Below are 10,467 nucleotides of genomic sequence, written 5' to 3'. Positions count from 1 at the left end.
AGCCGGGGACTGGCCCGGGTCAGTCCGTGGTCTCGCCTTCGGTTTCCAGCTTCTCGGTCAAGGCCTGCAACTCGCTCCGCAGGCTATTGAGCGCGCCTTCCTGCATCTGCGTCTCGCAGACGACGGCCAGCTGGATATTGGCCGCCTGCTGCTCAAGCTCCGCGCCGCGCGGCGTCAGTTCGATATTGACGATACGCCGGTCGCGCCGGTCCCGCATGCGGGTGATGAAACCCGCTTCCTCCAGCCGGTCGAGCATGGGCGTGATGCCATTGGCGGGCAGTTTCAGTCGTTTGCCGATCTGCCGGATATTGAGCGCGCCATGCTGCCAGAGCGTCATCATCACGAGGTACTGGGGATAGGTCAGGCCGATCAGCTCCAGCCGCGGCTTGTAGGCACGCGTGATCGCATTGGTCGCGGCATAGAGCGCGAAACACAACTGATCATCCAGCTTGAGTTGTCTGTCGGACATCTTGGCGGCTGCCTCTTTCGTAAGACATGATTTAAGCATGTCTGAACTTTTCGGCCAAGGGTATTTGCGCCCCCGGCGCGCTTGCCGTTGGGGCAGAAGGTCGCAGCCGCGTGCTTTCCCGGCCCGCCGCGTCAGCGGCAGATGGCACTGTCAGCGCCGCACGACGACCTCGTAACCGCGTTCTTCGGGCTCGTCATCCACCAGTTCGAGGGGGAAGCCCGGGGCCAGCACCTGCAGGCCGGTCGCCTCCTCCAGCCGTTCGATCATCCGGTCGGACTGGGCCCGTTCGCCATAGCGCCGCTGCCCGTCCGTCATCATCGAGATCATCAGCGGTGACAGTTCCAGTGGAACGCCGTGCATGTCGGCCAGTTTCTGGAACAGGCCGATGTCCTTCTGGATGAGGTCCATGGTGAAGTTGACGTTGCGCGATCCGGACAGGATCAACTGGCTTTCGGTTTCATGCACGAAGGAGGTGCCCGAGGACATGGCAATGGCCTCATAGGTCATGCCCATGTCCATCCCGGCGGCCTTCATCACTGTCAGCGCCTCGCAGAGCGACAGCAGGTTCATCGTGGCAAGGTAGTTCGTCATCACCTTGAGCACGCTGGAGGTGCCGATTTCCCCCACATGCAGCACGCGCCGCCCCATCAGGGTGAGCAGCGGCAGAACCCGGTCAAAGGTGTCGCGGCTGCATCCCGCATAGATCGAGATATTGCCCGTATCGGCCCGGTGGCATCCACCAGAGACCGGGCAATCCACCGCCTCGCCGCCGCGTTCGGCCACCAGAGCCCCGAGGCGCTTGACCTCTTCGGCATCGGTCGTGCTCATCTCCATCCAGATCTTGCCGGGGGTCACGTGGGGAAGCATCTGGCGCACCACCGCGTCCGAGGCCGCCGGGCTGGGCAGACAGGTGATGACCGCGTCGCAGTCCTGCATCATCTGGGCGGGCGAGATGCCGGCTTCGGCCCCTTTCGCGACCTTCGCGGCCACCAGCTCCGCATCGAGGTCATGTACGACGAGGTCCGTCCCGTTGCGCAGCAGGCTGCCCGCCAGCTTGCCCCCGACGTTGCCCAGACCGATAAATCCAACTTTCATGTGCCGCTCCCTGCCCTTTGCACAGGCTTCGCGCACCGTCGCGGGAACGGTCTGTCCCGTTTGCGACGCAGGGGCTGCCCCCTGCGCCCTCGCTTCTGTGCATGGCTGCACAACCCCTCGCAGGGCGGACAGATTGTGGCGCCCCCCTTCGCTTCCTATCTTGGGGGCAACCGCTGAAAAGGAGAGGATCATGTCCCTCAGACCTACCATAGAGACCCGCGCCGCCATGCCCACCATGGAAGGGGCCGGGGTGAAACTGCACCGTGCATTCGGCTTTCAGGATCCGAGCGAGCTCGACCCGTTCCTGCTGTTCGACGACTTTCGGAATGAACGGCCCGAAGACTACCTCAAGGGTTTTCCCTGGCATCCGCACCGGGGCATCGAAACCATCACCTATGTGCTGGACGGAACCGTCGAACACGGCGACTCGCTGGGTAACACCGGGCTGCTGGGGGCGGGCGACGTCCAGTGGATGACCGCCGGGTCGGGCATCATGCATCAGGAAATGCCGCAGGGCAGCGCCACCGGGCGGATGCACGGTTTCCAGCTATGGGGCAACCTGCCCTCGTCGCAGAAGATGACAGCGCCACGCTATCAGGACGTGAAGGCCGCGGATATTCCCGTGGTCACCGATGACGACGGCACGACCGTCAAGGTCATTACGGGCGAGTTCTGGGGCAAGACCGGTCCGGTGGACGGGATCGCGGCTGACCCCCAGTACCTCGATGTTTTCGTGCCTGCCGGTGTGCGCAAGACGTTCCGCATCGACACCTATCGCCGGGCCTTCGCCTATATCTTCGAAGGTGCGGGTGCTTTCGTCGACGCTTCCAAACCCGGCGGCGTGCTTCTGGAGAAAGAGTTCGCCGGGCAGGAGCTGAACATCCGCGACATGTCGGGGGACCGCACGCTCGTCCGGTTCGGCACCGGCGACGAGGTGACAGTGCAGGCGGGGCCGGAGGGCGTGCGCTTTCTGCTGATCTCCGGCGCGCCCATTGATGAGCCTGTCGCCTGGCACGGCCCCATCGTGATGAACACGCGCGAAGAGCTGATGCAGGCGATGCAGGAACTGCGCAATGGGACCTTCATCAAACCGGCGCATTGATCCGCGCGACCCTTTGACCCATCGGGGGAGGAGCCGAAGCGCCGGGCGCTCGGCTCCTTCTTTGCGTTTGGGGGATGAACCGGCCGCAGAAACGCATCGATAACCTGTACCTGAGGCCGCCTATCCCTGCCCTGTGACGCCTCGTTTCACCGCAGGGTCCGTGCCGCCTTATCCTTCCCGCTGCACCGCTTTGCGCACCATCGTCCAGTATTGCGTCTTGACCTCATCGAGGCTGAGCCGCCCCCCTTCGCTGAACCAGACGTTCACGCCGGTCAGCATGGCGATGACGGCAAAGGTCACGATCCGGGTATCCCCGATGGAGAAATCGCCGCTTTCCACCCCGTCCCGGAGGATACGTTCCAACCGTCTCTCGTAGCGCTGGCGCAGCGCCTCTATCCTCTGGAAGTTCTCGGGCGTGAGGTTGCGCAGCTCCATATAGGCGATGAAGACTTCCTCGGGGCGGCGGCTGTGGAAAGCGATGTGAAACTCGACGAAGCGGCGCAGTCGTTCTTCGGGTGGCAGCGCCTCGTCATCCTGCGCGGCGTCCAGCAGCTCGACCATATGGTCGCGCATCAATTCATAGAGCAGCGATTGCTTGTCGGCGGTGTAGTTATAGAGCGCACCGGCCTGCACGCCGACCTCTGCCGCGATGGCCCGCATGGAGACCGCCGCATAGCCCGTGCGCGCGAAGAGACGCAGCGCCGCGTCCCGGACCCTCGGGCCTGTAATATCCGAATGCGAACCAGCGGTACGTGCCATGCCCCATGGTTAATGAACGGACGTTCAAATGCAAACCCCCGCTTGCGCGATTGCCGGGGCTGGTGCATGAACGGCGCATGAACCTTCGATGCTGTCTGAGGCTTGCCGCCCTTGCCTGCCTGCCCCTCGCGGGCTGCGCGCAGTTTCCCGCGCTCGAAGGCACCATCCCCCCCGAACTCGAAGCGGCGCCCTTCCCCGATCTCGTGCCCATCGCGCCGGTACTGGCCGAGGCGAAAGAGGGTGGTGTAGACCCGGTGGCGACGCGCGCAGGGCTGGACGACAGGGTAGCGCGGCTGCGCGCCCGCGCGGCCCGACTGCGGGGCCCGGTGCTGTCCCGGGCTGAACGCATCCGGCTGGAACGCGGACTGCGCTGACATCTCCGCAGGCGGCACACCCGGCCTGCCCCGACCCCGCCCCTGCCAAGACGCGTTGCACGCCGCCGCCGCTTCCGCTACATCGCTGCGACATCGCAAACGGCATCCGCCGCGCCCGATCCCCGATCATACCGCTCCACCGAAAGGATCCCCCATGTCACAGCCGCTTCGCCTCGGAATTGCCGGTCTGGGCACGGTCGGGATGGGGGTGCTCCATATCCTGCGGCAGCATGGCGACATGCTCAAGCAGCGGACCGGACGGGACATCGTGATATCCGCGGTCTCCGCCCGGTCCCGCAACAAGGATCGCGGCGTATCCCTGGCGGGCTACGGCTGGGAAGACGATCCCGTCGCACTGGCACAGCGCGATGACGTGGACATTTTCGTGGAACTCATGGGCGGCTCCGAAGGACCGGCCAAGGAGGCAACCGAAGCGGCGCTGCGTGCGGGCAAACAGGTGGTCACCGCGAACAAGGCGCTTCTGGCCATCCACGGTCAGGCGCTGGCCGAACTGGCCGAGTCCAAGGGGTCGGCCATCCGCTACGAAGCCGCCGTGGCGGGCGGCATCCCGGTAATCAAGACGCTGGTCGAAGGCCTCGCCGGGAACGAGATCACCCGCGTGATGGGGGTGATGAACGGGTCGTGCAACTACATCCTCACCCGGATGGAAGACGCCGGGAAATCCTATCAGGATATCTTCGCCGAAGCCGAAGGGCTGGGCTATCTGGAGGCCGATCCGCAGCTTGACGTAGGCGGCATCGACGCTGCCCATAAACTGGCGATCCTTTCGGCGCTCAGCTTCGGCACCCGGGTGGATTTCGACGGCATCCAGCTTGAAGGCATCGAACAGATCACCATCGAGGACATTCGCGCCGCCGCCGACATGGGCTTCAAGATCAAGCTTCTGGGCGTGGCGCAAAAGACCGGGCGCGGGCTGGAACAGCGCATGCAGCCCTGCCTCGTGCCCGAAACCTCGCCCTTGGGGCAGCTCGACGGCGGCACCAACATGGTCGTGCTCGAAGGACATGCGGTGGGCCAGATCGTGCTGCGCGGCCCAGGCGCGGGCGAAGGCCCGACCGCAAGTGCCGTGATGGCAGACATCTGTGATCTGGCCCGGGGCTGGACGGGGCCTGTCTTCAACCAGCCCGCCGACACGCTGGAGACCCCCACGCCTGCCCTGTCCCAACGCCCGGCGCCCTATTACCTGCGCATGGCCCTCGTCGATAAACCCGGCGCCATGGCCAAGATCGCCGCCGTTCTGGGGGAAGCCGGCGTCAGCATCAACCGCATGCGCCAGTATGAACATTCGGACGTTTCGGCCCCGGTTCTCATCGTCACGCACAAGACCAACCGCAGCGATCTGGACCGCGCGCTCGCCGCGATGGACGGCACCGGCGTCATGGCGGGCCCCGTCGTGGCCTTGCGCATCGAAGAGGTCTGAACCCGGCGCTTGTGCGCTGCCCCCTGCCCCGCTAGACGGGATGCGACAACCCCAACCGAGGATCCCGCCATGCCCGCTTCCGCCGAATTCCACGACCGCATGCTTTCGCTGGGCCTCGCCCGCGTGTCGGAGGCGGCGGCCATCGCCTCTGCGCGGCTGGTGGGACACGGCAATGAAAAAGCAGCGGATCAGGCCGCCGTCAACGCCATGCGCGAACAGCTCAACCTGCTGGACATCGCCGGCGTGGTCGTCATCGGCGAAGGCGAACGGGACGAGGCGCCGATGCTCTATATCGGTGAGGAAGTCGGCACCGGCAACGGCCCCGGCGTGGACATCGCGCTCGACCCGCTGGAAGGCACGACGCTGACCGCCAAGGACATGCCCAACGCGCTCACCGTCATCGCCATGGGCCCGCGCGGCTCCATGCTGCACGCGCCCGATGTCTACATGGACAAGCTGGCGATCGGACCCGGCTATGAAAAAGACGTGGTGACTCTGGAAATGTCCCCGGGCGAGCGCGTGAAGGCACTGGCCAAGACGCGCGACTGCGACCCGTCGGACATCACGGTCTGCATCCTCGAACGGCCCCGCCACGAAGAAATGATCGCGCAGGTGCGCGAGACGGGTGCGGCCATCCGCCTGATCACCGACGGCGACGTGGCCGGCGTGATGCATTGCGCCGATCCGGACACCGGCATCGACATGTACATGGGATCGGGCGGCGCCCCCGAAGGCGTGCTGGCCGCGGCCGCGCTCAAATGCATGGGCGGGCAGATGTATGGCCGCCTGCTCTTCCGCAACGACGACGAAAAGGCCCGCGCGACCAAGGCCGGGATCGAGGATTTCGACCGCATCTATTCCCGCGATGACATGGTGACCGAAGACGTGATCTTTGCCGCGACCGGCGTCACCGGCGGCACCCTGCTGCCGGGCGTCAAGCGCGAACCGGGCTGGATGACGACCGAAACACTGATCATGCGTTCCAAGACGGGATCGGTGCGTCGCATCAATTACCGCACGCCCGTGGAACGCGGCTGATCGGCCCCGCCGGAACGGAGACCCCCGCCTGCATGAGCTTTCTCGGCGTCCATAGTTCCCTGTCCGGGCGCCGCTGGATCGGCCCCGACGTCGAAACGACGCGGGCCGCCGAACTGCTGGCGCAGCAAACCGACCTGCCCGCCGCCGTGTGCGGTATCCTCGCCCATCGCAAGGTGCCGCCCGAGGAAGCACAGGCCTTTCTGGCCCCCTCTCTCTCGGCGCTGCTGCCCGACCCGCGCAGCCTGCGGGACATGGAAAAAGCTGCCTCCCGCTTCCTTGCGGCACTGGACCGGCGCGAAAAGATCGCCATCTTCGCGGATTACGACGTGGACGGCGGCAGTTCGGCGGCATTGCTGCTGTGTTGGCTGCGCGCCATGGACCATGAGGCAACGCTCTATATTCCCGACAGGATCGACGAAGGCTATGGCCCGAATGAAGAGGCGATGGCCCGCCTCGCGCGCGACCACGGGCTGATCGTCTGCGTCGATTGCGGCACGCTTTCCCACGGGCCGATTGCAGCGGCACAGGAGGCCGATGTGGTGGTGCTGGACCATCACCTGGCCGGGGAAACCCTGCCCGACGCCCATGCGGTGGTGAACCCGAACCGGCAGGACGAAGACGGCGCGCTGGCGCATCTTTGCGCTGCGGGGGTCGTCTTCCTGATGCTGGTGGAAGCGGGCCGCCAACTGCGGGCCGCAGGCCGCAAGGGGCCGGACCTGATGTCGCAGCTCGACCTCGTGGCGCTGGCAACGGTGGCCGATGTGGCGCCGCTCATCGGCGTCAACCGTGCCTTCGTGCGACAGGGCCTGCGCGTCATGGGCTGGCGCGACCGCGCGGGCCTTGCGGCGCTGGCGGATGTGGCGCGCATGGATACCGCCCCCGCCGCCTATCATCTGGGCTATATGCTGGGGCCGCGCATCAATGCGGGCGGGCGCATCGGTCAGGCCGATCTGGGCGCACGGCTGCTGTCCTGCGTCGATACCCATGAAGCGGGCGCACTGGCCGAAAAGCTCGACCGGCTCAACGCCGAACGCCGGGAGGTCGAGGCCGGAGTACAGGCCGCCGCCCTCGCCCAGGCCGAAGACCGCGGTTTCGACGCGCCACTCGTCTGGGCCGCAGGGCCGGGCTGGCACCCCGGCGTCGTGGGCATCGTCGCCTCCCGCCTGAAGGAGGCCGCCAACCGCCCCGCCATCGTCATCGGCATCGAGGACGGTATCGGCAAGGGGTCCGGGCGCTCGGTCGCGGGCGTCGATCTGGGCGCGCCCATTCAACGCCTCGCGGCAGAGGGGCTGCTGATCAAGGGCGGCGGACACAAGATGGCCGCCGGTCTGACGGTGGCGGAAGACAAGCTGGAGGCCGCCATGGCGCGCCTGTCCGAGCTTCTGGCAAAACAGGGCGCCCATCTCGCCGGGGCGGCGGACCTGCGCTGCGACGGGCTGCTGATGCCGCAGGCCGCGACCATCGATCTGGCGGACCTGATCGAAACGGCGGGACCCTTCGGCGCAGGCGCCCCCGCCCCCCGCTTCGCCTTTGCCGACATGCAGATACGTTTCGCGAAACGGGTGGGGACGAACCACCTCAAGATCAGCTTCGGCGACGGCTCCTGCGGCCCGATGGACGCTATCCTCTTCGGCGCCTTCGACGGCCCCCTCGGCCCCGCGCTCGAAGCCCACGGCGGCGCGCGCTTTCACCTCGCGGGACGGCTCGACATCAACAGCTGGCGCGGGCGACGCAGCGTGCAACTGCGCCTCGAAGACGCGGCCCCCGCCTGACAGCTATTTTCGCGAAGAACGCAAAATTTCCCCTTGCACCCCCGCGGTCGATTGCCTAATGAACCGCACACACAGTGGCCCGTTCGTCTATCGGTTAGGACGCCAGGTTTTCAACCTGGAAAGAGGGGTTCGATTCCCCTACGGGCTGCCACTTATCATCAAAAACCCTTGATTTACTGACGCTCGAGCCCTCAAGTGTCCCACGGTTTTCGTGGCGTGGGACACTGCGCGCCTGACGAGCCTTCTGGGCACGGTCAAAGCCAGTCTCGACAAGCCGTTCCCTATCGACATCTTGGACATAGGGAGCCGACGACTTAAAATCGGAGTGAGATAGACGTGCCGCGATTTCATAGACGTTCGCGCCAGAAAGCGCCAACTCCTGTGCAGTCGCCTTGCGAATACCGTGCTGCGAACGTGCAGCCCGTTCTTCGATCTTTGTTTCACCGGTCTCCTTATCCTCTACTTCGACTTTACGCTTAAGGCCCGCCTGAACGACCCATTTGGCAATCCTGTTGCCGAGGGAATTCTTGGATGCGAACGGTTCTCCTTTATCCGTCAAAATAAAGGTCATCTCGTGCCAGTTTCCGAGTTCCAGCTCTTCTGCAAGCTCCTGCATGAGGGGAACGAGCACGTATTTCGAACCCTTCTTCTTTGGCTGCCATCCGAGGTACGCCCGGCCTTCCCTCAATTTGATGTTCTCGGGCCCGAGTAGGGCAATATCTTCGATCCGGCCGGCCGTATTCTTCGACAAGAAGAACCAGCGCCGCGCCATCGAGCCACGTCCATGCTTTGCAAGAAATGCTGCTTCATCCTGCTCGGTCCAGGCCTTTGCGCCCCCCTTGCCGACATGAGGGCTCTTAACCCGAAAAACCGGAGAGTCTTCCGGGAACCCACGATCCTCGCCCCAAAGATATGCTGCCTTTAGGGCCTTCAAGCATGTGTCCGCCGCCCCGGTTCGCTCTTCGAAGCTGTCCAGAATGTGAACGAAGGCTTGCTTAGGAAGATTGACCTCCAAGGCGCCCATACGACGACCCTTGAACGTTACTTCGCAGGCTTGCTTCAATCCTCGCACTCTGCTTGCCAAAGTATCTTGGGTAAGCTTTTCCGCAGCCACCATTTTCGGTAGTGCTTCGCAGTATTTTTCACAAAGCTCATCCAGCGTTCCGCGAACCGATTTCACTGGGGCCTTAGCTTCGAGCTTCCTGCCGCCTCGTGCGGCATCGTAGTGCTCGTCGAAATCAGGGTGATCGGGATCGACCGATAGCGTAATGCGACGTTTCTTTTGTCCGAGCACGCGGACGCGCCACCGTGTGTTCTTCGCCGGTGTCTCCTCCTTTAAGAGCCCGGGATATTTCTTTTTAAGGTTCATGTGAGGTCCTCGAACTTCTCCGGTTGATCTACGTCGGTCGCGCCGGATGGTGCAGGCAAGCAAACTTCGACAGAGTGAATTTCGATCCGGAATGAGCCATCGGGCTCAACGTTTACATTGGCAGGGGTCAGACCCGCTGCGACGATAGCATTAAGCGCGTTGCTCATTGTAGCTTTGGTTAACTTTGCAGCTGGCATTTCTTGCTCCTCATTTTTGAGGAGATGCGACGCTTTTGCGCTGCTCGATAATGTCCTGGACCAGGGTTCTCTATCCCGTTTTAGGCCGGCAGATCAGCAGGGGTAAAACCCGCGCCGGATGCTATCCGGCACGGGCGGGAAGCAGGACTACATGTACGCCGCGGCCTTAGCGAGATCCCTAAACCTCGCAGCATACCAGCGTAGACCAGCATCGATATTCAAACGCAGACCAGCGTCACCAGGCTGGGGACAAAAATCTTCTGCGCGAAGAGATAGAAGCTGGTCGCAAGCATTTTCTAACGCAAACACAAGCTCTTCGTTCGATGCACCTTCACAGGCGTGTCGCTCTATCGCAGCATGGAATTCTTTCTCTGAGCTACTCCCCATCTCTTGGACAGGATCTGGCGTAAATTAAGCTACTCGTTGCACCTGCTGATCGGGTTGGTTGATATCATTTTTCTGCCAATAGACCAGCGCCGGTGGCTTGCCGCCGAGGGCCGAGTGAGGGCGCTGGTGGTTGTAGAAGGTCATCCATTTCCGGATGGCTGCTTTCGTCTCCGATCCGGTCTCCCAGGCATGCAGGTAGACGCACTCGTATTTCAGGGTGCGCCACAGCCTCTCGATGAAGATGTTGTCGAGGAAACGGCCTTTTCCATCCATCGAGATCCGCACGCCTGATCGGCGGAGCCGATCTGTCCAGGCGAAAGAGGTGAACTGGGATCCCTGATCCGTATTCATTATCTCGGGCGGGCCGAACTTGTGAATGGCCTCGTTCAGCGCTTCGACGCAGAAGTCGGCCTCCAGCGTGTTCGAGATCCGCCAGGACAGAACCTTGCGGGTATGCCAGTCCA

General features: G+C 63.8%; 9 protein-coding genes, 1 tRNA gene and 1 pseudogene. 6 read left to right on the top strand and 5 right to left on the bottom strand.

The features are described from left to right. Positions 1-19 precede the first annotated feature (19 nt). Together A3764_RS12250 and A3764_RS12245 are read right to left on the bottom strand one after the other, a co-directional pair. Complete coding sequence (locus tag A3764_RS12250; protein WP_082851152.1) at positions 20-469, bottom strand: MarR family winged helix-turn-helix transcriptional regulator; 450 nt, start codon at positions 467-469, stop codon at positions 20-22. A gap of 150 nt (positions 470-619) precedes the next feature. After that, positions 620-1,564, bottom strand: a complete 945-nt coding sequence (locus A3764_RS12245) for an NAD(P)-dependent oxidoreductase (protein WP_067920292.1) — start codon at positions 1,562-1,564, stop codon at positions 620-622. Positions 1,565-1,754: 190 nt separating this feature from the next. Between A3764_RS12245 and A3764_RS12240 the strand changes: the two genes are divergently transcribed. Then, positions 1,755-2,666 (top strand): pirin family protein, encoded by a 912-nt coding sequence (locus A3764_RS12240; protein ID WP_067920290.1) that lies wholly within the window; start codon positions 1,755-1,757, stop codon positions 2,664-2,666. 168 nt (positions 2,667-2,834) lie between these two features. Here the strand turns inward: A3764_RS12240 and A3764_RS12235 are convergent, their stop codons facing one another. Beyond that, complete coding sequence (locus A3764_RS12235) at positions 2,835-3,425, bottom strand: TetR/AcrR family transcriptional regulator (protein WP_067920288.1); 591 nt, start codon at positions 3,423-3,425, stop codon at positions 2,835-2,837. A 77-nt stretch (positions 3,426-3,502) separates the two neighbouring features. Between A3764_RS12235 and A3764_RS12230 the strand changes: the two genes are divergently transcribed. The 5 genes from A3764_RS12230 (at position 3,503) to A3764_RS12210 (ending at position 8,201) form a co-directional block, all read left to right on the top strand. Beyond that, positions 3,503-3,799: a hypothetical protein gene (locus A3764_RS12230; RefSeq protein WP_067920304.1), complete on the top strand. Its 297-nt coding sequence runs from the start codon at positions 3,503-3,505 to the stop codon at positions 3,797-3,799. Between the two features lie 154 nt (positions 3,800-3,953). Further along, the gene (locus A3764_RS12225) at positions 3,954-5,240 is read left to right on the top strand and encodes a homoserine dehydrogenase (RefSeq protein ID WP_067920286.1); all 1,287 of its coding nucleotides are present in this window, start codon (positions 3,954-3,956) and stop codon (positions 5,238-5,240) included. 69 nt (positions 5,241-5,309) lie between these two features. Further along, positions 5,310-6,278, top strand: coding sequence for a class II fructose-bisphosphatase (gene glpX, locus A3764_RS12220; protein WP_067920284.1), 969 nt, complete (start codon positions 5,310-5,312; stop codon positions 6,276-6,278). Between the two features lie 32 nt (positions 6,279-6,310). Continuing rightward, the gene (recJ, locus tag A3764_RS12215) at positions 6,311-8,050 is read left to right on the top strand and encodes a single-stranded-DNA-specific exonuclease RecJ (protein ID WP_067920282.1); all 1,740 of its coding nucleotides are present in this window, start codon (positions 6,311-6,313) and stop codon (positions 8,048-8,050) included. 76 nt (positions 8,051-8,126) lie between these two features. Then, positions 8,127-8,201, top strand: a tRNA-Glu gene (locus A3764_RS12210). Between the two features lie 150 nt (positions 8,202-8,351). Here A3764_RS12210 and A3764_RS26440 read toward each other — a convergent pair. Together A3764_RS26440 and A3764_RS12195 are read right to left on the bottom strand one after the other, a co-directional pair. Then, positions 8,352-8,822: pseudogene (locus A3764_RS26440) on the bottom strand (tyrosine-type recombinase/integrase); the annotation flags it as partial. Between the two features lie 1,205 nt (positions 8,823-10,027). Continuing rightward, positions 10,028-10,467: integrase core domain-containing protein (locus A3764_RS12195; protein WP_150122157.1), on the bottom strand; the 440-nt coding region annotated here is incomplete at its 5' end.

This window comes from Sulfitobacter sp. HI0129 (assembly GCF_001635395.1).
GTDB lineage: Bacteria > Pseudomonadota > Alphaproteobacteria > Rhodobacterales > Rhodobacteraceae > Sulfitobacter.
Note: the sequence above shows the minus strand (reverse complement) of the source record. Positions and strands in the feature narration are given on the sequence as shown.